The organism is Streptomyces sp. NPDC059679 (assembly GCF_042734105.1).
Classification (GTDB): domain Bacteria; phylum Actinomycetota; class Actinomycetes; order Streptomycetales; family Streptomycetaceae; genus Streptomyces.
In genome coordinates this window covers 175,511-200,546 of record NZ_JBHWES010000008.1, presented here as the reverse complement: position 1 = coordinate 200,546, position 25,036 = coordinate 175,511, and the positions used below count along the sequence as shown (strand labels likewise).

At 68.8% G+C, this 25,036-nt stretch carries 23 protein-coding genes and 2 pseudogenes; 7 read left to right on the top strand and 18 right to left on the bottom strand.

Translation table 11 applies throughout. The features are described 5' to 3' along the window. The first annotated feature begins 121 nt into the window (after positions 1-121). The gene (locus tag ACFV2X_RS12680; protein WP_385614983.1) at positions 122-2,095 is read left to right on the top strand and encodes an amino acid transporter; all 1,974 of its coding nucleotides are present in this window, start codon (positions 122-124) and stop codon (positions 2,093-2,095) included. Between the two features lie 145 nt (positions 2,096-2,240). On the opposite strand, the pseudogene ACFV2X_RS12675 reads toward ACFV2X_RS12680, so the two are convergent. After that, positions 2,241-2,754 (bottom strand): annotated as a pseudogene (locus tag ACFV2X_RS12675) (hypothetical protein); the annotation flags it as partial. An 86-nt stretch (positions 2,755-2,840) separates the two neighbouring features. Further along, entirely contained in the window at positions 2,841-3,749 is a 909-nt protein-coding gene (locus tag ACFV2X_RS12670; RefSeq protein ID WP_385615079.1) for an SMP-30/gluconolactonase/LRE family protein, read from the bottom strand. A gap of 131 nt (positions 3,750-3,880) precedes the next feature. Between ACFV2X_RS12670 and ACFV2X_RS12665 the strand changes: the two genes are divergently transcribed. Next, a complete protein-coding gene (locus ACFV2X_RS12665; RefSeq protein WP_385614980.1) occupies positions 3,881-4,333 on the top strand; it encodes an Lrp/AsnC family transcriptional regulator in 453 nt (150 codons plus the stop codon). A gap of 17 nt (positions 4,334-4,350) precedes the next feature. Here ACFV2X_RS12665 and ACFV2X_RS12660 read toward each other — a convergent pair whose 3' ends face one another. Further along, positions 4,351-4,854: a metallophosphoesterase family protein gene (locus ACFV2X_RS12660; RefSeq protein ID WP_385614978.1), complete on the bottom strand. Its 504-nt coding sequence runs from the start codon at positions 4,852-4,854 to the stop codon at positions 4,351-4,353. A 115-nt stretch (positions 4,855-4,969) separates the two neighbouring features. Between ACFV2X_RS12660 and ACFV2X_RS12655 the strand changes: the two genes are divergently transcribed. Next, a complete protein-coding gene (locus ACFV2X_RS12655; RefSeq protein ID WP_385614976.1) occupies positions 4,970-5,515 on the top strand; it encodes a tyrosine-type recombinase/integrase in 546 nt (181 codons plus the stop codon). A 40-nt stretch (positions 5,516-5,555) separates the two neighbouring features. On the opposite strand, the gene ACFV2X_RS12650 is transcribed toward ACFV2X_RS12655, so the two are convergent. From ACFV2X_RS12650 to ACFV2X_RS12590, 13 genes are all read right to left on the bottom strand, one after another. Further along, complete coding sequence (locus ACFV2X_RS12650; protein ID WP_385614973.1) at positions 5,556-6,554, bottom strand: NADase-type glycan-binding domain-containing protein; 999 nt, start codon at positions 6,552-6,554, stop codon at positions 5,556-5,558. Continuing rightward, positions 6,551-7,126 (bottom strand): phage tail protein, encoded by a 576-nt coding sequence (locus tag ACFV2X_RS12645; protein WP_385614970.1) that lies wholly within the window; start codon positions 7,124-7,126, stop codon positions 6,551-6,553. The genes ACFV2X_RS12650 and ACFV2X_RS12645 overlap by 4 nt, the downstream gene beginning before the upstream one ends. Further along, positions 7,127-9,112, bottom strand: a complete 1,986-nt coding sequence (locus tag ACFV2X_RS12640; RefSeq protein WP_385614967.1) for a putative baseplate assembly protein — start codon at positions 9,110-9,112, stop codon at positions 7,127-7,129. It abuts the gene before it with no gap. Continuing rightward, positions 9,109-9,516 (bottom strand): GPW/gp25 family protein, encoded by a 408-nt coding sequence (locus ACFV2X_RS12635; protein WP_385614965.1) that lies wholly within the window; start codon positions 9,514-9,516, stop codon positions 9,109-9,111. The genes ACFV2X_RS12640 and ACFV2X_RS12635 overlap by 4 nt, the downstream gene beginning before the upstream one ends. 6 nt (positions 9,517-9,522) lie before the next feature. Beyond that, the gene (locus tag ACFV2X_RS12630; protein ID WP_385614963.1) at positions 9,523-9,798 is read right to left on the bottom strand and encodes a PAAR domain-containing protein; all 276 of its coding nucleotides are present in this window, start codon (positions 9,796-9,798) and stop codon (positions 9,523-9,525) included. Positions 9,799-9,863: 65 nt separating this feature from the next. Continuing rightward, the gene (locus ACFV2X_RS12625; protein WP_385614961.1) at positions 9,864-11,804 is read right to left on the bottom strand and encodes a VgrG-related protein; all 1,941 of its coding nucleotides are present in this window, start codon (positions 11,802-11,804) and stop codon (positions 9,864-9,866) included. Between the two features lie 7 nt (positions 11,805-11,811). Beyond that, complete coding sequence (locus ACFV2X_RS12620; protein WP_385614957.1) at positions 11,812-12,630, bottom strand: peptidase M23; 819 nt, start codon at positions 12,628-12,630, stop codon at positions 11,812-11,814. Next, complete coding sequence (locus tag ACFV2X_RS12615; RefSeq protein ID WP_358640752.1) at positions 12,627-13,064, bottom strand: phage tail protein; 438 nt, start codon at positions 13,062-13,064, stop codon at positions 12,627-12,629. The genes ACFV2X_RS12620 and ACFV2X_RS12615 overlap by 4 nt, the downstream gene beginning before the upstream one ends. A 40-nt stretch (positions 13,065-13,104) precedes the next feature. Continuing rightward, positions 13,105-14,676 carry a hypothetical protein gene (locus ACFV2X_RS12610; RefSeq protein WP_385614955.1) on the bottom strand — a complete coding sequence of 524 codons (1,572 nt, stop codon included), beginning with the start codon at positions 14,674-14,676 and terminating at the stop codon, positions 13,105-13,107. Positions 14,677-14,796: 120 nt separating this feature from the next. After that, positions 14,797-14,940 carry a DUF6760 family protein gene (locus ACFV2X_RS12605; RefSeq protein WP_089508240.1) on the bottom strand — a complete coding sequence of 48 codons (144 nt, stop codon included), beginning with the start codon at positions 14,938-14,940 and terminating at the stop codon, positions 14,797-14,799. Next, entirely contained in the window at positions 14,937-15,377 is a 441-nt protein-coding gene (locus ACFV2X_RS12600; RefSeq protein ID WP_385614951.1) for a hypothetical protein, read from the bottom strand. The genes ACFV2X_RS12605 and ACFV2X_RS12600 overlap by 4 nt, the downstream gene beginning before the upstream one ends. Next, the gene (locus ACFV2X_RS12595) at positions 15,377-15,820 is read right to left on the bottom strand and encodes a phage tail protein (RefSeq protein ID WP_014181557.1); all 444 of its coding nucleotides are present in this window, start codon (positions 15,818-15,820) and stop codon (positions 15,377-15,379) included. Before ACFV2X_RS12595 ends, ACFV2X_RS12600 begins: the two co-directional genes overlap by 1 nt. A 48-nt stretch (positions 15,821-15,868) precedes the next feature. Beyond that, positions 15,869-17,431, bottom strand: a complete 1,563-nt coding sequence (locus ACFV2X_RS12590) for a phage tail sheath family protein (RefSeq protein WP_385614946.1) — start codon at positions 17,429-17,431, stop codon at positions 15,869-15,871. 235 nt (positions 17,432-17,666) lie between these two features. Between ACFV2X_RS12590 and ACFV2X_RS12585 the strand changes: the two genes are divergently transcribed. Then, the gene (locus ACFV2X_RS12585; protein WP_385614943.1) at positions 17,667-21,104 is read left to right on the top strand and encodes an HNH endonuclease; all 3,438 of its coding nucleotides are present in this window, start codon (positions 17,667-17,669) and stop codon (positions 21,102-21,104) included. Between the two features lie 79 nt (positions 21,105-21,183). Next, positions 21,184-21,684, top strand: coding sequence for a DUF4265 domain-containing protein (locus ACFV2X_RS12580; protein WP_385614940.1), 501 nt, complete (start codon positions 21,184-21,186; stop codon positions 21,682-21,684). A gap of 1,042 nt (positions 21,685-22,726) precedes the next feature. On the opposite strand, the gene ACFV2X_RS12575 is transcribed toward ACFV2X_RS12580, so the two are convergent. Then, entirely contained in the window at positions 22,727-22,957 is a 231-nt protein-coding gene (locus ACFV2X_RS12575) for a hypothetical protein (protein ID WP_385614937.1), read from the bottom strand. A 740-nt stretch (positions 22,958-23,697) separates the two neighbouring features. Beyond that, positions 23,698-23,949: an ATP-binding protein gene (locus ACFV2X_RS12570; RefSeq protein WP_385614935.1), complete on the bottom strand. Its 252-nt coding sequence runs from the start codon at positions 23,947-23,949 to the stop codon at positions 23,698-23,700. Positions 23,950-23,998: 49 nt separating this feature from the next. Here ACFV2X_RS12570 and ACFV2X_RS12565 point away from each other — a divergent pair. Together ACFV2X_RS12565 and ACFV2X_RS12560 are read left to right on the top strand one after the other, a co-directional pair. Beyond that, positions 23,999-24,538: pseudogene (locus tag ACFV2X_RS12565) on the top strand (DUF5753 domain-containing protein); the annotation flags it as partial. A 33-nt stretch (positions 24,539-24,571) separates the two neighbouring features. Then, positions 24,572-24,790, top strand: coding sequence for a DUF397 domain-containing protein (locus ACFV2X_RS12560; protein WP_385615077.1), 219 nt, complete (start codon positions 24,572-24,574; stop codon positions 24,788-24,790). The last annotated feature ends 246 nt before the right edge of the window (positions 24,791-25,036 follow it).

The window sequence follows — 25,036 nt, the reverse complement described above, 5'->3', positions numbered from 1 at the left end:
CCGCGGGGTGCCCCGGCCGGGCACGGTGTGCCATGACCGGCTCCGACCCGACCGTTGCGTACGCTGACCTGGCCGTCTGACAAGCGGCCGGTTCGACCCGACGGTTCGACAGGAGTACGTCATGGCCAGCTCCGCCCGTGCGGGCCCCGGCGCCGGGGGAGGGGGGCGAGGGGTGCGGGGGCGCCTGCGCACCTGGATGCTCGAGGGCCTGGCCGATATCGCCAAGCAGCAGCCCGGTCCGTACGCCGAGGTGCAACACCCGGGGCGGCCCTGGTGGAAGGTCATGTGTCTGACCGGTGTGGACTACTTCTCCACCCTGGGCTATCAGCCGGGCATCGCCGCCCTCGCGGCGGGCGTGCTCTCCCCGGTGGCCACGCTGGTGCTCGTGCTGGTCACCGTCGCCGGCGCGCTGCCGGTGTACCGGCGGGTGGCCGAGGAGAGCCCGCACGGCCAGGGGTCGATCGCGATGCTGGAGCGGCTGCTGTCGTTCTGGCAGGGCAAGCTGTTCGTCCTGGTCCTGCTGGGGTTCGCGGCGACCGACTTCCTGATCACCATCACTCTCTCGGCGGCGGACGCCACCGCCCACCTGATCGAGAACCCCAACGTCGGCGGCACCCTGCGCGGCCACCAGGTGGCCGTCACACTGGTGCTGATCGCCCTGCTCGGCGGCGTGTTCCTCAAAGGCTTCACGGAGGCCATCGGTCTTGCGGTGGTGCTGGTCGGCATCTACCTGACGCTGAATCTGGTCGTCGTGGTGGTGGGCCTGCAACGTGTGATCGTCGAACCGCATGTGGTCTCGGACTGGACCACGGCGCTGACCACCGAACACGGCAACCCGCTGCTGATGATCGGGATCGCGCTGATCATCTTCCCCAAGCTGGCGCTGGGCCTGTCCGGCTTCGAGACCGGCGTGGCCGTCATGCCGCATGTCGAAGGGGACCCCGGCGACACCGAGGAGCGCCCGGTCGGGCGGATCCACGGGACCAAGAAGCTGCTGACCACGGCCGCGCTGATCATGAGCGTCTTTCTGATCGCCACCAGCTTCATCACCACCCTGCTGATCCCACAACGGGAGTTCGAGCCCGGCGGGGCCGCCAACGGCCGCGCCCTCGCCTATCTGGCCCATGAACACCTGGGCAACGGCTTCGGCAGCGTCTACGACGTCTCCACCATCGTCATCCTCTGGTTCGCGGGCGCCTCGGCCATGGCCGGGCTGCTCAACCTGATGCCCCGCTATCTGCCGCGGTACGGCATGGCGCCGCACTGGGCGCGCGCGGTGCGGCCCATGGTGCTGGTCTTCACCCTCATCGCGTTCCTGGTGACCTGGATCTTCGACGCCAATGTCGACGCCCAGGGCGGCGCGTACGCCACCGGGGTGCTGGTGCTCATCGCCTCCGCCTCCATCGCGGTCACCATCGCCGCGCGCAAGGCCAGGCAGCGCCGCTGGACCGCGGTCTTCGCCATCATCGCGGCGGTCTTCGTGTACACCACGGCGGCGAACGTCGTGGAGCGGCCGGACGGTGTGAAGATCGGCGCCTGCTTCATCGCCGGCATCATCGGGCTGTCCCTGATGTCCCGGATCGCCCGCGCCTTCGAACTGCGCGTCACCCAGGTGGACCTGGACCCGATGGCCGACCGGTTCGTCCGCGACATCGCCCACCGCACCATCCGGTTCATCGCCAACGAGCCGGACCGCCGCGACATGGCCGAGTACCGCGACAAGCTCCGCCAGATCCGGACCGACAACGACCTGCCGGCCGAGGAGGACTTCATCTTCGTCGAGGTCACCGTCGCGGACCCGTCGGAGTTCGAGACGCAACTGCGGGTGTGCGGGGAGGTGCTGCACGGCCGCTACCGCGTGCTGACGCTGGTCAGCTCCTCCATCCCCAACGCGCTCGCCGGGATGCTGCTGCACGTACGGGACCTGACGGACCAGCGGCCGCATATCTACTTCGAGTGGACCGAGGGCAACCCGATCCACCACTTCCTGCGGTTCTTCCTCTTCGGGCAGGGGGAGGTCGCACCCGTCACCCGCGAGGTGCTGCGCGAGGCCGAGCCGGACCGCGCCCGGCGCCCGCATGTGCACGTGGGCTGAGCACCGGCTGCCGTCAGGTGCCCGGGGTGTCGCAGCGGGTGAGGTCTCGCAGCCAGGTCTCGGCCGTACCGTCGGACGGCGCGCCAGTCACCGCGTGGCGAGAGGGGACCGCCGGCCGAGACCTTCGGCCCGTTCGGCATGACCGATCGCTCGCGGTGACGCCGAGCGCGGGCATCAGTTTGTGGGCGTTGTCCTTGGTGTGGTCGCTGGTGGCGAAGCCGGGCAGGGTGACGGCCAATATGTCGCCGCGCGGGCGGCCCGCGCGGTCCATCGCCCGGCGGAACGGCACCTGCCGGAAGCCACCGGTGCGCGCGGCGTGCGCACGGCGGTTGTCGTCGAACGCGCCCATGCGCTGCCGCTCCTGCCACAGCAGATCGAGGTCCACATCGGCCACCGCGTACCGGTCGTCGAGCGGGAACCGGTCGGTCTCGGCCAGCAGTACACCGTTCTCGTGGATCATGGTCTGGCCGTCCCAGGACAGGTCAGTGGTCGACTCGCCCAGTCCGGCCGCTGCGTGGACGTACGCCGCGAGGCAGCACCCACATGCCCTCGCAGATCTCCGCGTGCAGCACGAGCCCGGGGACGTCCTGCGCCGCAAGGAGCAGGTCCACCCCGAACGGCACCACCGCGCCGTCGACCCGGATCGTCCCGCCGCGCTCAGAGCACCGTCAGCAGATCCGCCGACCCGGCCGGCCGGTGCACGCGGCGACACGCGCGAAGCCGTGCTGATAGATCGACCGGAAGTTCACGGCCTGGGCCCCGGCCCGGTCGGATGCGTGCCCGTGACGCCCATGACCAGCGAGTAGAGGCTGGTCTGCGCCGTGATGAAGAGACGGTTGCGCTTGGCGCCGCCCCAGGAGATGTTGGCCACCGTCTCGGGGATGTCGAGCCGCCCGATCAGCGTGCCGTCGGGGTCGTAGCAGTGCACGCCGTCGTCCATCGCGGCCGCCCAGAGTCGCCCGCCGTCGTCGAAACGGAGGTTGTCGAAGCGGGCGGCCGAACGGGCCGCGGCCTCGGCGAAGATCTCGCCGTCCGACAGCGTGCCGTCATCGCGTACGTCGAAGACGCGGATGAAGCCGGCCCGGGTGTCGGAGACGAACAGTTGCCGCTCGTCGGCCGAGAAGACCAGGCCATTCGGCGCGCCGAAGCCATCGGCGACCAGGTGCACCGAGCCGCTCTCCGGGTCGATCCGGTAGACGTTGTTGGCGCCGATCTCGCTCTCGGCGCGATAGCCCTCATAGTCACTGGTGATGCCGAAGTCCGGGTCGGAGAACCAGATCGAGCCGTCGGACTTCACCGCCGCGTCGTTCGGGCTGTTCAGGCGCTTGCCCTGCCAGCGGTCGGCCAGCACCGTGACCGTGCCGTCGTGCTCGGTCCGGGTCACCCGGCGGTTGCCCTGCTCACAGGTGATCAGGCGCCCCTCGCGGTCGAGGGTGTTGCCGTTGGTGTGCCCGGCCGGGCGGCGGAAGACGCCGACCGCGCCGGTCTCCTCATCCCACCGCAGCATCCGGTCGTTGGGGATGTCACTCCAGATCACCTGCCGCCAGGCGGGCATGTACAGGGGCCCCTCGGCCCAGCGGCAGCCGGTGTACAGGACCTCGAGGCCGGCATCGCCGTTCATGCACCGTCCGGTGCGGAACCGGTCGTCGAACATCTCGTACAGCGCGGGGCGCTCGCTGTTCACAGGCACCTCCCCCTTCCGTGGAAGATCGGATCTACTCCGGCAAAAAGCATAGATGGCCGAATGAGATATGGTCATCGCGGATTTCTACTGAATGGAATGCAATGGATCACATCGACCGCGCCCTGCTGGCACGGCTCCAGCAGGACGCCACCCAGTCCTACGCCGCGCTGGGCCGGGCCGTGGGCCTTTCCGCCGGCGCCGCCCATGAACGCGTGCGGAAGCTCCGGGAGCGCGGCGTGATCCGACGCACCGCGGCCGACGTGGACCCGGCGGCGGTGGGGGGCGGTGTGCTGGCCTACGTGACGGTCGACTCCACCTCCTGGATGGGAGACGCCGCGGAGAGCTTCGCCGCGCTCCCCGAGATCCTGGAGGCGCACGTCATCGCCGGCAGCGCATCGGTGCTGGTCAAAGTCAGGACCGCGACCACCGAGCAGCTGCAGGACGTACTGCGCCGGCTCTACGCGATCGACGGAGTCAGCGGGACGCGGGCCACGGTGGTGCTGGAGACCTTCTTCGAGCGGCCGGTCTCCCCTCTGATCGCCGATCAGGAGTGATCCCGCGCGCTGTCTCGTCAGCGGCGGGGCGGCAGCCGGTGCAGTTCCACGCCGGTCAGCCGCCCGGCTGACACCTCGGCCGTCATATAGGTGCAGTGGGGCTGACGGCGCCGGTCGGTGGGGGAGCCGGGGTTGAGCAGCCGCAACCGCTCCTCGGCCATCGAGTCCCACGGGATGTGGCTGTGGCCGAACACCAGCACATCCAGCTCGGGAAAGCGCGCGGCGCAGCGCGCCTCCCGGCCCCGCGCCGCCCCGGTCTCGTGCACGACCCCGAAGCGCACCCCGCCCAGCTCCGCGTACGCCACCTCCGGCAACCGCGCCCGCAGCTGCGGGCCGTCGTTGTTGCCGTACACCCCGATCAGCCGCCGGGAGCGGGCCTCCAGCAGGTCGAGGGTGGCGGTGTCGACCCAGTCCCCGGCGTGGATCACGACGTCGGCGCGCGCCACCCGCGTCAGCAGCTCCTCGGGGAGTCGCTTGGCGCGCAGCGGGACATGGGTGTCGGACATCAGCAGCAACCGCACCCGGCGACCGTACCGTGCGGCCTGCCGTGGAATGCCCGCGATCGGGAGTGGGAAGGAGAGTTGCATGAAATAGTGTGCCAAGCGGACCGGATCGGGTCCGGAGAGGCGGACGGTGATGGCGGGGAACGGGGCGGACAGCCGGTATCCGCGGCCGGTGGTGTCGGACGCCGAGGCGGAGTGGGTGTGGCGGCTGCTGTCGGTGCAGGCGATGGAGCAGGGCACACGGCCGGAGACGGTGCGGCTGGCCGTGGTGGTCGGGCTGGCCCGGGCCACCGGCGCCCGCTACGGGGACCTGCTGCGCTGCACCGCCGACGCGCTGGACCTGGACGCGGGCGCGGTGACCATCGAGCACGGCAAGCACCGCGTCCCGCGCCGGCACGGCCTGGATACGGGCACCGTCATGGTGCTGCGGCGGTGGCTGCGGGTGCGTCAGGAGCTGTGCGCGGAGCTGGAGGGGACGGTGCCGAGGGCGTTGCTGCTGACGGTGCACCACACCCATGACAACGGGATCACGGTCGCCGCCGGGCTGCCCATCACCCGCCAGGGCCTGGTGCTCTCCTGGCGCCGCTTCGTCCACCGTACGAACGCGACCTACGCGGCCCGGCGCCCCCCGCTGCCCACCCGTTTCGAGCAGTTGCGCCGCGTCTGGTCCACGGGCTGAGCCGCAGGCGTACGCTGCCGCGGGCGCCGAGCGTCACCCGTCACCGCCGGCCGAAGAACTCCACCTCGGCGATGGCCACCCGGCGATCGGACCGGGCCCCGTACGCACCGCCGACCGTCAGCCGCACCCGAGTGACCTCCGTCCCTGTGACGTCGAAGGTCTGCTGGCCGGGCTTGTCGTTCAGCTTCAGGGTCTTGGTGCTGCGCTTCCCCTCGGAGGAGACCAGCGTGACGGTGAGCTCCGAGGGCCGCGCCTGGGTCAGGAACTCGGCCTCCTTCGCCGAGCTCCCGGAGGTGATCAGCAGCTTCCGCAGCCGCACCGGCTGGTCGAAGTCGGCCTCCAGATACTGGCCGTTGGCGGGGCCGCCGGTGGCGGGCGCCCAGTACTTGTTGTTGTAGCCGTCGAAGGCCGCATGGGCCGTATGCCCGGGTGCCTGGCTGGAGCCGCGGAACTGATCGGCGTGCAGCGGTTTGGGATCGCTGGTCCGGTCCTGGGTGAAGGTGAACAGCTCCGAGAGCTGGCCGCGGCCGAACCAGGCCGCCGCGGCCAGGACGAGCAGCACGACCGGCAGCAGCAGCCGGGGCCGCGGCCGGCTCCTGAGGCGCGGCCGCTCCCCAGCCGTCAGCGGACGCCGGTCCCCGCGCCGGAAGATCCGCCGCCACCAGGGGAGCGGGCGGTTCGTGGCGGGCGCGGACGCGACATCCAGCAGCGCGCCGCAGCGCACACACAGCCTGCGGTCGTACGGGGTTTCCGCCCGGCACCGCGGGCAGGGGCGGCCCGGCCGGCGCGGTGCGACATCCGGGCGGGGCGGCACCGGAGGCGTGGCGGGCGTGGCCGGGGCGGCCGGAGCGGCCGGGGAGTCCGGACGGTGGTGGTCCGGGCCGGCGTCGGGCGGGCCGTCCAGCGGGTCGCCGGGGCGCCGAGGGGCAGCGGTCGGCTCCGTCGTCGCCCCCTCCCGCTCCCACTCCAAGAACGCCTGACACGAGGCACAGAACTGCGCCCCCGCCGCATTGCGATGTCCGCACTCGGGGCAAATCATGTCGGCCCGACCCCCTCCGTCGCGTCCCCCTCCGTAGCGGCCACGATCTCCACCCGGTACGGAACGTGCGCCGGAACCTCCGCCGCGACCAGCTTCTCCACCCGCGTCCGGTCGAACCGCTCCGGATCGGGCACCCGCAGCCGTACCGTCACCCACGGCCGGGCCGAACCGGGCAGCGCCGCCCCGGGCTCGGAGGACCATGACGTACCGCCGCTCTCGCTGATCTCCGGTTCGATACCGGTCTCCACCCGCACCGCCGCCGCCAGCCCCTGCCGGGTGCCCCGCTGACGGTGGCGGGTCACGGCGGTGGCCACCACCGCCCGCCGCTGATTGACCGGGCGGTCCTGGTCCACCTCCACCGCCACCCACTGCGCCAGCCAGGCCAGCAGGTCCTCGGGGGCGGTGCGCGGATGCAGATGCGCGGGCAGGTTGTCGAGCGTGAGCAGCACCGGGGCCAGCATCTCGTCCAGAGCGCTCAGGAATCGTTCGAGGAATTCCTCGCCGTGATAGACCGCCGGCAGCTGGTGGAGCAGGGGGTGGGCGGTGGGCAGCCCGGGAAGTAGTCCGCGCACTCAGGCCTCCCGCACCCGGAGCTGGTGCTCATAGCTGAACACCAGCGCGTGTCCATCGAGTTCGATCTTGTTGCTCGCCTCGCCCCGCTGCCCCGTCACGGGGTCCGCCGGGAACAGCCGTACGTCCTCGACCAGATCCACCCCGGGCACCTGCTGGAGCACCGCGAACACCTCACCGGAGTGGACCGGCCGCCCGAACGGCCAGCCCTGTCCGTCCGGGCCGCCGGTGAGCGGGTTGAAGTAGCCGTACAGCGCGGTCAGGGCGGCGTCGCGGAGCCGTTCTGCGGCCGTCCCGCGGCTCGGCTGGACGGTGGCGACCACCGTGACGCCCTGGTAGTAGGGCGGCTCGACGGACAGCTGGGCCCCGATGGGACGCCGCTCCTCCAGATGGTCGGCCAGCCTGGCCAGGGTGGCCGGCGGTGGGATGAGGTCCTCGAACCGGATCCGGCCCTGCTCGTCGTCGCCACCCGCGGGCACCACCAGCAGCCGCACCCCGCCCGTCTGTGCCCCGCCCGTCCGTGCCCCGTCCCCGCCCTCGGCCCGGTCTTCGCCTGCCGGTATGCAGGCCACCCGGGCGGCGTCCGGCGCGAACTCGCGGGCCAGCTGCTCGTAGTCGTGCGGCACCACGGCCCGGTGCAGGGTGCGCAGCGTCATCGGCCCGCGCACCCGGGCGTCCTCGACGGTCTCGCCGTCCACCCCGCCCAGCGCCGGACGCCGGTTCTCCACCCGCGCCACGTACGGCAGTGAGCTGCGCAGCACCCGCAGCGCGCCGCGCGACACATTGCCGCGCCGCCCGCCGCCGGTGCGGTAGGCGCGCACCCGTACCGGACACCCCTTCGGCGGCACCGCGCCGAACAGCCGCAGGGTGCCATCGGCCTCCCGGACCGCCGGGCCGAAGTCCACCTGGCCGGAGTTGGGGTCCACGGTGATATGCCGGTCGTACGGGGTGGAGTGCGCGAAACTGTCCACCCGGGTCCACTCCAGCCAGCCGGGGCCCTCCGCCACCTCGACCACGAATGGCTCCTCGCCCGCCACCACCGGCACCCTGGCGACCTGGAAACCCTGCCCCGGCACCCCCTCGGACAGCCCGAGGACTTCCTCCACGACCTTCTCGGAGTGTTCGGCTTCCACCGTGCCGCCGATGGTGAACGCGCCGGCCTGACGTACTGTCGGGGATGCCACGTAGGTGGGCTGGTCCGGTGCGGCCTGCAGCAGCCGGCAGCGCAGCCAGCCCGCGGACTGCCGTACCAGCACCGAGCCCGTGTGGGTGGCGGGCACATGCAGGATGACCTCTCCCGCCTTGTTGAACCCGCCGGTGTCGTCCTTCTCCACCTCGCACGCCACCCAGGCGTTGCCGTCCCACGCCTCCCACAGCAGCGGCGGGCGGCGCGGGTCGACGCCCACCCCGTCCACCCGGCAGTCAAGACGCAGCACCACCGCGCAGCCGGGCACCGGATTGGACAGCCCGATGTACAGGCTGTCCCCTGGGGCGGGGGTCGGGCCGAAGCACGGTACGTCACGGCCGAGCGCCAGCTCCTCCGAGCGGTCGGCGGCGTTGCCGGAGGCCGGCCAGGTGGCGAGGTGGGTCAGCGCGCACGGCACCACCGAAAGGTCCCGGCTGGTGGTGAAGACCACCGCCTCCTCGGTCTCGGTGCGCACCGTGGCGATCTCCGTACCGGCCCTGATGCGCACCGGCTCCGGCTGCGGTGCGGAGAGCCAGAAGGTGGCGTCGGTGTGCGCCGCGGTCGGCGGGTACAGCCGCACGCCGATCAGGTCGAGGAAGGCCAGATAGTTCTTGTCCGGCACCCGGTTCAGCCGGTAGACGAGCTGGTCGACCATGGTGGCGAACGCCTCGATCAGGGTGACACCCGGATCGGAGACGTTGTGGTCGGTCCACTCCGGGCAGCGCTGCTGCACCAGCCGCTTGGCCTCGTCCACCAGGCTCTGGAAACGCCGGTCGTCCAGGTTGGGGCTGGGGAGCGTCATCCGCCGTCCTCACTGTGCGGGATCACGTAGAACGGGAACACGAGGTTGCGGGGGTCGTTGGCGCCGCGCACCGCGTAGCTGATGTCGATGTACAGCACCCCCTGGTCCGCCTCGTCGAACCGGACGGCGACCTCCGCCACTTCGATGCGCGGCTCCCACCGCTCCAGGGCCAGCCGCACCTCGTAGGCCAGCTGTCCGGCCGTACCGGCGTCGGCGGGCGCGAACACGTAGTCGCCCAGGGCGCAGCCGAACTCCGGACGCATCTGCCGCTCGCCGGGGGAGGTGGCGAGGATCAGCCGGATCGACTCCTCGAGCTCGCGCTCGTCCCGGACCAGCGCGATGCTGCCGGTGGCGTCCGTACGGGGCGGGAACGCCCAGCCCGCGCCGATGAACTGCTGGCCCATGCCCGCTCACCCGCCGATCTGTACGCTCGGGCACCCGGCGGTGATCGGGGAGCCGCAGCCCGCCGTGTCGCCCACGCGGGCCGCGGGCTGCCCGCCGATCAGGACGGTGGCGCTGCCGGGCGGCGCGATCCGGGACTGCGGATGGGCGGCGGGCGCACTGCACTGGTGCGGGGTGCCCACGGTGGCCGCGGGCCGGCCGCCGATGAGCACGGTGGGCTCGCCGGGCGGGCCGACCACGCCGGGGTGACCGGTGGGATCGCCGACGCGTGCGGCTGCTGGCATGTGTGGTGCCCCCTGACTGTCCTCGTCTGTTCCTGTGTGCGGTGTCCGGTCGCTTTGCTGAGCGGTCAGTTGATCCGTACCAGGGGCGCGTTGACGGAGAGGGAGTTGCCGCCCTTGATCTCGGTGCGGTTGGTGCTGCCCACCGCCACCTGGCCGCCCTGCACCTCCACCGTGCCGCCGGTGGACAGCTTCACCTGGCCGTTGCCGCCGTCCACCGCCACTCCGTTGCGGGCCGTCAGCTTCACCGAGTCGCCGCCCAGTTCGAGCGGGCCCTTGCCGGCCTCCAGCGTCACCCCGCTGCCCGCCTTGATGGAGACCTGCTCCTTGGCCTCGATCTCGACTTTGCCGTCGCTGTGCACCACGATGGTGGTGCCCTGGCGATCGAGATTGATCTTGAGTTTTCCGTCGCCGGTGACCAGCCGTACCCCCTGCGGGCCGTTCGCGGTATCGAGCAGTTCCAGCTTGTTGCCGCCGCGCGAGCCGAAGGCGCGTTTGTTGACCGCCCCGCTGGTCGGGTCGACCGCCTCCGCCTCCTGTCCGCCCCCTTGGCCCTGGCCCTGTGCCTGTGTCTGGCCGGGGCCGAGACCTTGTGGCTGCCCCTGGCCCCCCTGCCCCCCTTGTCCCGGCTTGTCCTTGCCGTTGTACAGACCGGCGAGCACATACGGCCGGTCCAGATGCCCCTGCTCGAACCCGACCAGCACCTCGTCGCCCACCTCGGGGATGAACGCCTCGCCGCCCGCCGTCCCGCCCGCCTGTGCGGTCCGCGCCCAGTCACTGGCGTATTCGTCCGACAGCCAGGGGAAACGCACCTTGACCCGGCCCAGCCCCTCCGGGTCCTTGGTGTCGGTGACCGTGCCGTTGGCCAGTCCCGAACACCGGGCACTGGTGTCCGTACCCCCGCCGGAGCCGCCGCCCGTCAGCCCGAACAGCGAACGCTCCTGCTGCCCGGAGACGGTCACCCAGGTCTCGTAACCGCGCACCGGGTCGAAGACATGCCGCGAGGAGGTGACCGTATAGCGGCCCTCGAAGGGTTTGCCCACCCCGGCCAGCGTGACCGCGCCGCCCGCCCGTACCTCCGGGTTGCCCCGGATCACCGCCTCCAGTTCGGCGAACGACCCCGCGATGCGCGCCGCCAGCGCCTTGGCCGCCTGGTCCACCTGGGCCTGGCTGCCGTACGGGGCGTCCGAGACCACAAAACTCGCCTCGCCGAAGGGCCGCGCCACTTCCGCCGCCGTCAGGCCCAGATCCAGCGTCGCCGCCTTCCCTGCGTCGGCCCGCCCCACCAGCGGCTCTTTGGCCCGTACGTCCCAGCCCCGCACCTCCACCGCCGACACCTGCTCGGCGGCGGACACTCCGGCCCGGCAGCGCAGCAGGTTGTCGCCCATCTCCAGCACCAGCGGCTCGCGGGCGGCGCGCGCCGACACATCCGGGGCGCCGCCCGCCTCGGTCGGCTTGGCGATGTGCAACTGGCCTTCTGTCACATACGCCTGTGCGCCCGCCTCCTCGGCCAGCGCGCGGATGAACTCCCAGTCGCTGATGTTCGGCTGCGCCACGTGTTCCAGCACCGGGCCCGCGACATCCATCTTCCCCGGGCGCAGCCCGGCCCGCCGGGCGACGCTGGTGCAGATGTCGGAGAGCGTCATGTTCTGGTAGCTCGCGACCTGGCGGCCGCGGAAGAGGCGGTGCGACTCGTCGAGGCCACGTACCACGGTGAAGGTGCCGGTGTCGTCGATCTCCACCTCCAGCGCGGTGACGTTTCCCGACAGCAGCGGGCGCGGCGACGGACCGCCGCCCGCGCCGGCCAGCAGCCGTACCTCGGTGCCGATGGTCAGCCCCGCCTGCTCCAGCAGCACCCGGCTGGGGTCGCGGAAGCGCAGCACGAACAGATCGGGCAGGGTGCGGCTGTCGTCCACGTACCCCTCGACGAGCGTGTTGGCCAGGCCGGGCGGGAGCGGACGGCCGCCGAACTCCACGACCAGGGACTTCGCCACACTCTGATTGACCATGCCTGGCTCACCGCCCCCTGTCGTGGTCGGCGCTCCGGCCCTGCTCCTGGGCAGTGGCTTCAAGGCGCTCCAGCTCATCGAGGGCGGGGAGCAGCAGCTCACGGCCGTTGGCCAGGCGCATCGGATCGTCGATTCCGTTCGCCTCCGCGATCACCCGCCAGGCGGCCGGGTCGCCGTACTCCCGCCAGGCCAGCAGCGGCAGCGTGTCACCGGCGCGCACCCGGTGCACCCGGCGGGCGTGCAGGGCGCCCGACGTCGGGTTCTGGCCCGGGGTGTCCCCGGTGATCTCCTCCATCGTCACCTGGCACACCGCCCGGATCGGTACACCGGAGGTGGTGAACAGGGTGTACTTCGCCTGAACTTGACTCACATAGCCGGGAAACCCGGTCAGCCCGCCCCAGTGGAACACCACCCACGGTGGCGACGAGCGCTGCTGCTGTCGGGTCTCATTGGTCGGTACGCAGCAGGTGAACAGCTGCTCCACGGAGGTCACGACGCTGGTGTCCTGGGTGTCGCTCGCGTCGAAGAACATCTCGACCGTCAGCTTGCTGGGCTGCGGCCCCTGGTACTCCGGCGGCCCGGCGCTCTTCGCGCCCTTGGCGGGAGTGCGCTTCCACGCCGCGGCCTTGGTCAGGCTCAGCTCCTTGGGGTTGAACTGGAAGTCGATACGTCCGCAGGCGCCGCCCGGGGTCAGCCCGCCACCGGGTGGCGGGGTGCGCAGCTCCAGATACGCGTGCTCCAGCTTGGGCCGCGCTCCGCCGCCCCCCTTGGCACCTTTGGCCGCGGCGGCCCCGCCCGCCGCGCTGAACGCCACGGGTGAACTCATGACTCCGGCTCCATGACATAACCGTGGTGCGCGATCTCAATGGTCTCGATGGCCACCTTGGGGGACTCCGGGTTGAACGAGGGCCCGGTCCAGCGCACCGGCACGACCTCCAGCAGCCCCCACTGGGCCACCTTGCGGCCGTCGCCCGTACGCGCCTCGATATGCGCGGTCCTGCGGCGGATACCGGTGGTCATGCTCGCGAACCACTTGGCCACCTTCTCGGTGTCGCGGGTCAGCGGCCGGGACAGCTTGATGTTGGGGTACTTCAGGCGGGTCGGCAACTGCCAGAGATGGATGTTGTTGCCGCCCTCCTCGCGCTGTTCCAGCACCACTTCACAGCCCAGGCCCTCGCAGGTGTTGAACGAGCCGAGCTCGATCCCGTCGACGGTGACGACGAAGCAGACGCTGACCGCCGGGTCATCGGTAACGGCCACGCCGTCTCCCTTCTCTCCGCACTTGTCAGTGCCTGACTTGTCAGTGCCTGGTGTTGATCAGAAAACCGGCTCGCTCGCGCTCCAGCCGCAGCTCCGCCTTGAGCAGTCGGCTCAGCGGCGCGTACAGCGCCCGGACCAGTTCGTCGTCCACTTTCGGTGGCCCGCCTTTGCCGTCGCTGGTGGGGGCCGGAGGGGTGGCGGCTTCTGAGCCTTGTGGCGGTTCGGGGGTAGGTCCGGGTTCGGGTTCGGGGGGTGGGGGCTCGGTGTTCTCGGAGTCGCGCTGGACGGGCGGAGGGAGCGGTACGGAGGGAACGGTGGGGGTGGCGGCGCCCGCGACCGATGGTGGCGGCGCCGGCGACGGTGGCGCAGAGGGCTTTGACGACGGGGGTCCTGGCGACGGGGGCCGGAACACCACCGACCCATCGGCCATACGCTGCGCCACACCCGCGGCAATGGCCACCGCCCCGGCGTCGACCAGCCGCCCGCCCGAGGACTTCGACGGCCCAGCTGTGACACGGGAGGCCGACGGGGGCGGGGGCGCGGCCGCCGAAGCGACGGACCGCTGAGCCGAGGGCACTCCTGAGGCGCCAACGGCCCTGCCCGCCGGGGGGCTGTCGTTCGGGTCGGACCACCGCACCGGTACGACCGGAGGTTCCGGGGCAGGCAACGGGGAAACCCCCGACGGGCCGTCGGTCGGACTGTCGGTCGAGGGCGGCCGTACCCCCGAGAAGAGGGGCACCGACCGCTGCGCGATCAGAGGCACCACCGGCCCCGCGACCGGTGCGGGCGGCACCTCCGCCACAGGCGTCCCGGCCGCCGAGGCCCGCTGGATCGGGACCGGCGGCCGATCCGCGACGGGCTGGGGCTGGGGCTGGAGATGGGGCGCGGCGGGTATCGGCGCGGGTGGTGTGGGTGGCGTGGGCGGCTCCGGCCCGCTGTCGGCCGTATGGACTTCCAGCGGATCGTCGCCGAGCAGCGGCCTGGACACCTCGGCCTGCTCCGCCTCCGCCGTACCACCGCCGGGCTCGTCCAGCGGTACGGCGCCGGTGCTCGCGGCGGGTGTGCGCTGCGCGGTGGGCGGCAGCCCGGTCAGCGGCTCGCCGAGACCGACGGTGTGCGGCCGGGGAGGCGTGGGGGGCGTGGGCGCCGCGGAACGCCGCTGGACGGCGGGCGGAGTGGTGCCCGTATCCGGGACGGCCCGCTGCGCGGGCGCGACGGGCAGCGCGGGCAGCTGACGTATCCGCATGGCCGGTGGCCGAGCGGAGATCAGCGGCTCCACGACGTTCGAGTCCGCGATTCGCTGCAAGGCCACGGAGGGGGTGCCGGATGGCCGCGCGTCGCCGCCACCGCCGCCACCGCCGCTCCGGGGCAGGTCGAACACGCGACTCACCGTCGGCGTATCGGGCACGCCAGCCGCACTGCCCGCGTCCGGTGCCTGTGGCACGCCCGGCGTGGCGAGCCCGTGCCCCAGGCCGGACGGAGCCTCGGGGCTGACCAGGTGGCCCAGTGGGGTCAGGAAGGACGAGTCCCGCCAGGTGTCCAGGGAGCCGCGGAATCCGCTGGGGTCGGTCACCAACTCCGGTTCGGCGACCGTACGCTGCAGGGCGGGCAACTCCAGCCACCCTGGCGCGGCGGATGCGACCGGCGCGTCAGGTGTAGGGGGCGCGGCCGGCCCGGGCCGGGAACCACCGCGCCGAACCCCACTCCACCAGGACAGCAATCCCATCCGCCCTCACCGCTCACTCAGCCGGGCGATGTGGTTGACATACCGCAGCCGGTCGGGGTGTTCGAGGTCGAGGATCTGGTCCAGGGGCCAGTGGAAGTGGTAGGCGAGGTACGCGACTTCCTCGTAGATCCGGTCGGTCGCGTACGTCACGATTCCCCCAGGCGACCACCGCCGGACAGGTCCACCGCGAAGTTCTCGTGGCAGGAGGGGCAGGTGACCGCGGCGCGGGTGTGTCCCTCGGCGTTGATCCTGCGGTAGAAGTCCTGGAGGAAGGCGAGATCGGAGGCGAACAGGTCCTCCACGACGCCCGGGTGGACGTCGTCGATCGTGCCCAGGCGCGTGATCACGCGGGAGATGAGCACGACGGACAGATACGCGGAGTTCTCCCGGACCCGGTCGTCCCGTAGCGGAATCAGCTCGTCGCGGGCGGTCGCCAGCCGCATCACACCGCTGCGGTGCACGGTGCCGGACTCGTCGACGTATCCGCGTGGCAGCTCGAAGGCGAACTCGGTGCGCAGCGTACCGCTTCCGGGCTCCTCGCCGGTGCCCTCCTCCTGCCGCGCGGAGGGGGCGAACGCGCGCCGCATCAGTCGACTTCCACACTCTCGTAGGTGATCGACAGTTTTTCGGTGAGCACGGAGGTGTCCCCGGCCTTGAGCGTGCTGATCTCCAGCGACTTGGGCCAGGCGTTGATGAGCTTGTAGCGCTTGATCGGCATGCCCTCGTAGTCGTAGACGATGATCGAGCCATTGCGGCGGGCGCTGACCATCTTCCCGAACCGGGAATCCTTGATCCACTGCTCGAAGCTGTTGTCCTCGGTCAGCCCGCGGGTGACGGTGACCTCACCGGCCTTGGGCCGGCCCGGCAGCTTTTTGATCGCGTATTTTCCGTCCGCGGTGTTCTGCTTCAGCTCGATGACGTCCTGTTCCATCTTCAGACCACTGACCTCGGTGATCTGCCGGATGAGAACGCTGTCGAATTCCAATCCGAAGGAATGGCCTACGGAACTGTCAAATTCGGCGAGCGGCATACGACCTCCTCAGGTCAGTCAGTCATCCAGTCGTGGTTGGTCACTCGGTCACTCGTCGACCCCGCCGGTCCCGGCGGAGAGCTGGGCGAGCCGGAACACCACGAACTCCGCGGGCTTGACCGGGGCCACTCCCACCTCACAGATGACCTGCCCCGCGTCGATGCTCTCCGGCGGGTTGGTCTCGCGGTCACACTTCACGTAGAAGGCCTCGTCCGGGGTCACCCCGAACAGCGCCCCCTTGCGCCACTCATTGACCAGGAACGCGGAGATCGTGCGCCGAACACGGGCCCACAGGGCGTCGTCGTTCGGCTCGAACACCACCCACTGGGTTCCGGCGAGAATCGACTCCTCGAGGTAGTTGAAGAGCCGCCGCACATTGAGATAGCGCCAGGCCGGATCGTCGGCCAGCGTCCGCGCCCCCCACACCCGGATGCCGCGGCCGGGGAACGCCCGGATGCAGTTCAGGCCGATCGGATTGAGCAGATCGTGCTCGCCCTTGGTGATCTGGGTCTGCAACGCGACCGCCCCGCGCAGCACTTCGTTCGCCGGCGCCTTGTGCACCCCGCGCGAGTCGTCGTTGCGCGCCCACACTCCGGCGACATGCCCGCTCGGCGGTACGAACGCATCGCGGCCGACGGCCGGGTCGAAGACCTTGATCCATGGGTAGTACAGGGTGGCGTACTTGGAGGCGAAGCCGGTCGTCTCCTCCCGCCAGGTCTTGATCTGCCGCGGGCTCAGACCGGGCGGAGGATCGAGGATCGCGATCCGGTCGCCCATCGCCTCGCAGTGCGTGATCAGCCCGCGCTGCACCGAGATCACCGACTCCAGGTCCAGCAGACCGCGCTGATAGGCGCTCATCAGATCCGGCGCGGCCACCATCGTGATCTCTTCGACCGCCTCCAGGCCGCCGAACCCGGTGCGCCGGTCGGGGTCGCCGACGTACGAGTCCGCCGACAGCGCGTCGGGCACGGCCGCCCCCGGCCCGGCGCCAGGGGCCGCCGCCAGGGTCACCGACTGCGCCTCGGGCCGCGCGGGCGCGGCACCCTTGCCGGGCTCCTCCAGCCTGATCAGCTGGGACCGCGCCCTGACCTGGGTGGCCACGTTCTCCTTGCTGCGCTTGGTGGTCACGTTCGGATAGGTCTCCGCGACCGCCCCGTCCCGCTTGACCACCAGCGTGAAGACATCCTGCGGCGGGTCCTCCCCCTCGGGCTCGGCCACCTCGACGGTGATCTCCCCGGTGACGCCGGGGAGGGCCCGTACGGTATACGGCCCGAGTTGGGCGGTGGTCCCGGCGCCGATCTCCTTGGGCGCACCGGCTTTTCCCTGCTCCGCCTGATCTGCCTGACCGCCTCCGCCGATGCGTACGACGTAGCAGATGCCGCCGCCGTTGGCGAAGAAGCCGTAGACGGAGGAGGCGAGATAGGTCCCCTCGACGAAGTCGCCGAAAACGCTCGTGAACTGGGTCCAGTTGGTGATGAGCGTCGGCTCGTTGAACGGCCCCTTCTGCGCGAACCCGATGAAGGCGGCGACGGAAGTGCCGACCCCTTCTATGGGCCGCGACCCGGATTCCACCTCTTCGACGTAGACACCCGGGGACAGGTATGACGGCATGCCACTCTCCTCGACCGGGGAAACGAAGCGATTCTTCCCGGGCAATGGATCAATGGGAAAGGGCTTTCGGTCGCCCCCGCGTACAGAGCCGGGTGCCCGAAGGGGCAGCAATGGCTCTTTCCCTATCGGGCAGAAAGCTCTGCCCTCATCATGACCCGGCCGTCGGCGACTTAGGGTCCCGGGGCCCAGCACCCTGACAGACACAGTGCCGGCCGACCGGTGACGGGGTGATCCGGTGAAGGGAGCGAAGGCCACAAAGCCTGCCGCTAAGGACGGCAACGAGGCCTCGACACAGCGCACACCCGAAGCGGCAGCGCCCCCGGAACAAACGCCCGGCCTGACCCCGAGCCACCTCCACCGCCTCCAGCGCATGGCGGGCAACGCGGCCGTCTCCCGCCTGGTGGCGCAGCGCTATACGGCCCCGGTGAAGCCCCCACCGTCGCAGGCGCCTGGCTTCCGCAAGGTGCAGTCGGACGTCGCCGCGAAGAAGCAGAAGCTGTCCCAGCACAACCCGGCGGCGAGCGAGTCCCAGTCCGCGCAGGACGCGGCGGTGGCCCCGCCGGACGACAAGGAGGCGCAGGGCAAGGCGGCCAACGCGGAGAAGATGAACGACGCGAAGCCGGGGGAGTTCAACAAGGCGGCGTTCATCGAGGCCGTCAACAAGGCGATCGCGGACCAGGCGCCGAAGAACCTGGACGAGGCGGACAAGTTCTCCGGCTCCGGCAAGGCCGAGAAGATCAAGGGCGAGGTCGACGGCAAGGTCACGGACGGGAAGAAAGCGTCGTCGAAGGACATCGAGACCACCACCAAGGCGGCCCCGGACACCTCGCAGGCCAAGGAAAAAGAAGTCACCCCGATGAAGCCGGACCAGCCTCCGGCCAACCCGGGCGCGCCGAACGCCGCCGACGCGACGCCGCAGCAGCAGCCGCCCGAGGTCACGGACTTCTCCGAGGGCCCGAAGAAGACCGACCAGCAGATGGCGGACGCGGAGGTCACCGAGGAGCAGCTGGCCAAGAGCAATGAACCGGAGTTCACCGACGCCCTGGGGGAGAAGAAGAAGGCCGAGCAGCACTCCGCGCAGGCCCCGGCGCAGGCCCGGGGAGCGGAGAAGCAACAACTGGCCACCGCCAAGTCGAACGCGGCCGCGGCCGGCACCCAGGCCATGTCCGCCCTGACCGCCACCCGCGCGGGCGCGGGCAAACAGGTCGACGGCGGCAAGGGCGAGACCAAGTCCAAGGACGAGCAGAAGCGGGAACAGGTAACCGCCAAGCTCCAGAAGGTCTTCGACGCCACCCAGAAGGACGTCGAGGGCATCCTGTCCGGCCTGGACGGCAAGGTCGACAAGCAGTTCGAGGAGGGCGAGAAGAAGGCCCGGGACGCCTTCAACAAAGACCAGAAGCGCCGGATGAAGCAGTACAAGGACAAGCGCTATGGCGGTTTCTGGGGCCCGGCCAAGTGGGCCAAGGACAAAATCGCCGGGATGCCGGAGGAGGCGAACCAGCTCTTCCAGGAGTCCCGCAAGCTCTACGTCAACATGATGCAGGGCGTCATCTCGTCCATCGCCGACACCATCGGCGCCGAACTCGGCAAGGCCAAGGCCCGCATCGCCCAGGGCCGCGCGGACATCAAAACCGAGGTCGACAAGCTTCCCGCCGACTTGAAGCAGTACGGCCAGGAAGCGGCCAAGGACTTCGCGGGCAAGTTCGACGACCTGGAATCCGAAGTCAACGAAAAATCACAGCAACTGGTCCAGACCCTGGCCCAGAAGTACACCCAGGCCCTCAATGCGGTCGACGAGGAGATCAAAAAACTCCAGGAAGCGAACAAGGGCCTTGTCCAGAAGGCCGTGGACGCCGTCGTCGGTGTCATCAAGACCATCAAGGAGCTCAAGGATCTCCTGATGGGCATCCTGGCCAAGGCCGCCAGCGCCATCATGAAAATCATCAAGGACCCCATCGGCTTCCTTGGCAACCTGGTCCGCGCCGTCGGCGCGGGCCTTCAGCAGTTCATCTCCAACATCGGCACCCACCTCCAAACCGGCCTGGTCTCCTGGCTATTGGGCACCTCGGCCAAAGCAGGGTTGGAAATCCCCGCCAAGTTCGACCTAAAAGGCATCATCCAACTGATCGCCTCGCTCCTAGGCCTGACCTGGGCCAACATCCGCGCCCGCATCACCCGCCAGGGCGTCCCCGACCAGGCCATGAACGCGGCCGAACAATCCGTCCCCGTAGCCAAGGCCCTGGCCACCGAAGGCCCGGCCGGCGCCGCAAAAGAAATCACCGCCGAGACCGGCGACCTCAAGTCCACGATCCTCGACGACCTGAAGTCCTACCTCATCCCCACCGTCATCATCGCGGGCATCACCTGGATCCTCTCCCTCCTCAACCCCGCCTCGGCCTTCGTCCGCGCGGTCAAGGGCATCATCGACATCGTCTCGTTCATCGTGAACCAGGGCGCCCAGATCGTCGAATTCGTCAACGCGGTCCTGGACGCGGTCATAGTCATCGCGAACGGCGGCTCCGCCGGCGTCCCCAAAATGGTCGAAACCGCCCTGGCCGCCAGCATCCCCCTCCTCATCGGCCTCCTGGCCTCCCTCCTGGGCGTCGGCGGCCTGGCCAACAAAATCAAGCAGGTCTTCCAAAAAGTCTCCCGCCCGGTCAACCGCGCCATAGACAAGATCGCCGCCAAGATCGCCCAGGCCGCCAAGAAAATATCGAAGAAATTTGAGGCAAAGTTCGGCAATAAGAAAGAGCGAGAACTTCCTGCCGCGATAGCGAAGGCGCAGACGATCGTTCGCAATCACGAAATGAGGAAGTCGCCCGCGATAAGATTAACCGCTGCTCTTGGTCTGTTGCGAGTGCGGTACAGGTGGATACGCGGGTTTGAAGTTGAGTCGACCAAGCCGCGCACTGTCTGGCTGCTAGCAAGCAAAAACAAGGTTCATGATGACTACGAAGATGGTGAGCTCGGCTCCACTGGAGGCAGTAAGGAAAAAAGAGACATAGAGGCAGCTAGGAAGCGTTTTTTCAAGAGAGGGTCGTCAACTAATTGCTACTACTGCCGTTTACCGAACGCGGAGGCCGTGGATCATTTCATAGCACGGCACAGAGGAGGAGACAATGAGGAAACAAATCTCGTCCCTGTGTGTGTGCATTGTAACTCTTCAAAAAGAGATCGCGGTATTCCCAAGACCCCGCCTCGAGGGTACTCGGGTACTTGGCCTCCTGAATGGTGGACGCAAGACATGAAGAACGAACATGCCCGCAGGTACGGCCCTCCTGGAGATTGGACACTTGAAGAGGATGAGTCTTCCCATGACTCCACTCGACTGGAGCCCCGAATTCCTCCAGGATCACAGGGTGGAAGTACCGAAGGACGGCATTTCTCGGAAAACAAGCAGCGTATTTTCGCGGGCCGTCAGGCCGTAGCTTGCATGTATTGCAGGAAGCCTCGGGCATCCGCGGTTGAACATGTCGTCCCGCGCGTTGCGGGCGGAGACAATGAAGAAAGGAACCTAGGCCCCTCCTGCGCGTTGTGCAACTCTTCGAAGGGAGACAGTCCAGCTCCAAAAACGCCGCCGTACGATTATGAGGGCAAATGGCCCCCATCGTGGTGGCCCACGGGACTTCAAGTTTGGCATGTGATGGAGTACGGTCCACCGAAAACCTATTGACGCGAGAATCGTGTTGCCTAATTCGACGATCATGGGATATAATCAATTTTAAAATGCCCGACGCAATGGGGAGATGTGCATGGTGGACATCAACGATATCTGCGGCCACTCTGAACCTGTCTGGCAAGGCGAAGCCGATTCGCTCGTCATGTGTGATCTTTCTGATTCAGGGCTGCCGGGTAAATGGGAGCAATTGTGGGCAAAGCGCTCAGGAGGGCATGAGTTTGTTATTTGCTGCATCCCCTTCTTTGCCCGCGAAATTTCGCTGGGCGACAAAGTGAGCGTCAAGCCTTCCGGGGGCTTTGAATGGGTTATCGACTCCGTTGTCGGTGATTCGGGGAACACGGTTTACCATGTAATTTTCGAGGAGGATGCGGCTGAATACGACACCACTGAGAGGCAGGGTGAGCTAATTCGCAACCTGAACGCCTTGCGGCTTGAGTACGAAGTTTTCCAGTTGGGTTATGTTGCCATTAATTGCCCAATGCAATCCTCCGAGTGCGAGGAGCTTGAAAGGGTGCTAAATGCTTACTCGTTGTTGGAGTGGAGCCAATTCGAGAACACCAAGAGAAATGCTTGATCCCAATGTCGTGCCATGGCGTCCGAGCAGCTACTACTGTCCTGTGCCGGAAGTCTTTCGGCAGTTCCAGTTTTTACTCCAGTAGCAGTTGTCGGCTAGAATACCTGGGATTTCTTGTGGGTAGTGCGGCGGATCATCTGGTTGGCCAGGAGCCCGAACAAGTTCAACTCGTGATGTCGGTCGGCTGTCCATGATCGGGTCGGTATGGGCGAGGCAGCCGTCAACCACCCGCTCTGCACCTCGCATGGGGAACCGGTGTCGCTGACAGCCGAGCTTTCCCTGCTGTCCGGGCTCATGGACGACACTACCTTCCCCGGGGCTGTCCCGGTTTACGTACCACGGACCGTTCTCCGAGGACCGGGTTGCCACAATGATCCGCCGACTGTTCGCTCAAGCCACCCCTACTGCCCCCGATGCCGGCGCTGGACATCGGCTGTGGCTGGGGAGAGTTCATGTTCCGCCTCCTTGGGGTGACGCCCGCCGCGACCGGCATCGGTATCGGCCTCAACGAGGACGACCTTGCCCGCGGGCGCGCCGATGCCGAGGCCCGCGGGTTGGCCGAGCGTCCACTCCGTCCAAGAGTCCGCCGTCGACACCACGCAAGGCTCCTCCGACCTCATGCTGTGCCTGGTGAGAGCCACGCCATCAGCGATGCTCGGCCACCCGAGCACCCCGCTGCCGCTCTCCGTCGCCTGGTCACCCCGGGCGCCCGTGTCGTTCTCGGTGAGGGATTTTGCCAACACCGTCCATTCCAAAGGAGTTGTCGGCTATGTGGCCAGACGCCTCCCCCTCTGAGCGCCACGACCTCGCTGGCCTCGCCATCGCCGCGGGCCTTCGGCCCGTCTGGATCGAGACCGTGAGCAACGACGAATGGGAAGACCTCGGGTTCGCTTACCTCACCCTTTGGCGAAGGAGACCCTCGACCGCGTGGATCGTCACCGCAACATGTGGCTGCGGGGCTATCGCGGCGTCATAGGCCTCGGCTACCTGACCCTCCTTCCCATGAGCTGAGGGATGTGAAGCTCAGCTCTCAGCATGGTGGTCAGCCGTCCGTAATCAGGCCGGCGCTGGCTGGACAGCCGTCAAGGACGTCTCGCAGATACTGGAGTTGGCGTACGCCTCGCCGGACGGCGGTGACGTCGCGGCGCATTTCTGTGGTGAGGTGCGTGTTGAGGTCGTCCCAGACCAACACGGTCGCGCCGCCGAGCTGGTGGTGCGCGGCCTGGATGAGGCCTCGGTAATCGGTCCATGCGAAGCTCTTGCGGCCGTCCACCGTGCGTCGGTGCTGGGCCGGAAGAGCTCGCCGGGCTTGTGGCAGGCCAGGGCTGCGACCGATAGGCGACGGTGGCAGCGGCCCCGGCCCCGGACCCGGACGGTCTTGATCCGGGACAGGGCTCAGGTCTGGTCGGGCCACCCATGGGCCACCGGGCCTTTGTCCAGGTCAGCGTTCCAGGGCGGCGAACAACTCGTCGCTCAGCAGCGGGAGCGAGGCAGGCCCCTTCGAGGCCAGCGAGCTCGGGCCGCCTTCTGGCCAGGTTTTACACCACCGTTGCACCGAACGGATGCTCACTCGAAGGTCACGTGCGATGACGGCGCAGGATATTGCGTCCGGTGAGGCGGTGGGCCCGCGTCCGGGTTCTGCAGGTGGGCGGAGCGTCGCGCTCGTGGGGATCAACTGCGCTGGTGCGAAGGTCTCGGCGCAGAAGTCCAGGTCGAGGTTGGTGGCGCAGGGGGAGGACGGGGCCCACGTAGCGGTCCCACAGGGTGCGGTGGTGGGTGGCGTCGGAGAGGAAGATGTCGATGACGAGGTCCAGGCGGCGGGTGAGGGCGTCGCCTCCATGCGCGGGAGGCGGTGCGGGCTCTCGACGTTGGTGTAGCGGTCGTGGGCGTCCTTGACCTCGGATCGCTTGCCGAAGATCGTGTCAGTCTTACTCGAGATCAACCTTCTGGTTCCGATGCCAGCGGTAGCTCGAACCACACCAGCTTGCCGATGATATTTCGGGGACTCACGCCCTACTTGTCCGCTAAGGCGTCGGCGAGCAGCAAACCGCGTCCGCGCTCGTCGTTGTCATCCGCTGTGCGTTGCTGGGGTTGTTCGTCTGAGGCGTCCGCGACCTCGATGCGCAGGCGGCTGCTGGACAGTTCGTAGCGGACTTCGATCTCTCGACCTGGTGGGACGCGTGCGTGCTGTACGGCGTTGGTGACCAGTTCCGACAGAAGTAGCGCCTCGGTAGAGGAGCGGGACGCGCTCGTGCGGGTGGCCAAGTCACAGACCGACGGTTGGTGGGTGGGGAACAGCGCCGTGCCGGAGTGGATGGACCCGCTCGTCTCCTTCGAGCACAAGGCCGCCTACGAGCACGTCTACGCCAACACCGTTGTCCTCGGCCTGCTCCAGACGCGCGCCTACGCGCTTGCCATCCACCAAGCGCGGGAGAAGCGCAGCTCCAATATCGAGATCGAGCGCATGGTGGATGCCCGCATTCAGCGGTAGGCGATCCTCACCCGTAACCCGACCTTGCACCTATGGGCCGTTCTTGATGAGGCTGTTCTCCTGCGCGACGTTGGTGGGCGGGCGGTCATGGCCGAGCAGATGGACCACTTGCATGAGGTGGCTCAGGCTCCGAACGTCGACATCCAGGTCTTGCGGTTCACCGCCGGGGCCCACGCGGCAGGCACGGGGCATTTTGTGATCCTGGGGCGGGACGACGAGCGGAATCCGCTCAATTCCATGGCGGTTGTCTACATCGAGATGCGTCGTCGGGGCCTGTATCTGGACGATGCGGACGACATTGGTTCCTATAAGTTGAGCTTCGACTACCTTCGTTCGCAAGCGGCCGACCCTTCAGCGTCTCTGCGGCTGCTGGCCAAAGTCCGACAGGAGTTGCCCGTGACTGAGCGCGCCCCCGACACAGGCCCCATAGTGGAGGTCTGGTTCAAGAGCAGCTACAGCGGCGGTGAAGGCAACGAGTGCGTCCAGGTCGCACACCTCCGGGCGCGAGTGGGGGTGCGTGACTCCAAGGCTCCCGATGGACCGGTGCTTGCCTTCGCCACTGAGGCGTGGGGCGCTCTTGTGGGAGGTATCGCGGAAGGCGAGTTCGGTTACTGACGGCGCAGGATGCCGCATCCGCTGAGACGTTGGGCCTGCGCCCCGGCGTTGCAGGGTGGGCCTGGTGTCGCGCTCGTGGGGGTCATGGGCGTCGGAGGGCCTGGCGGAGGGGGATGAGCATGGAGTCCGAGCGGTAGGTGTCGGCCCAGGTGAAGTGGAGCAGCGTCAGGCCGGGGGTGCGGCTGTGGTGGATTCTTCTCCAGGGCGAGCAGACGACGGCCAGGAGGACGTAACCGACACCGCGTG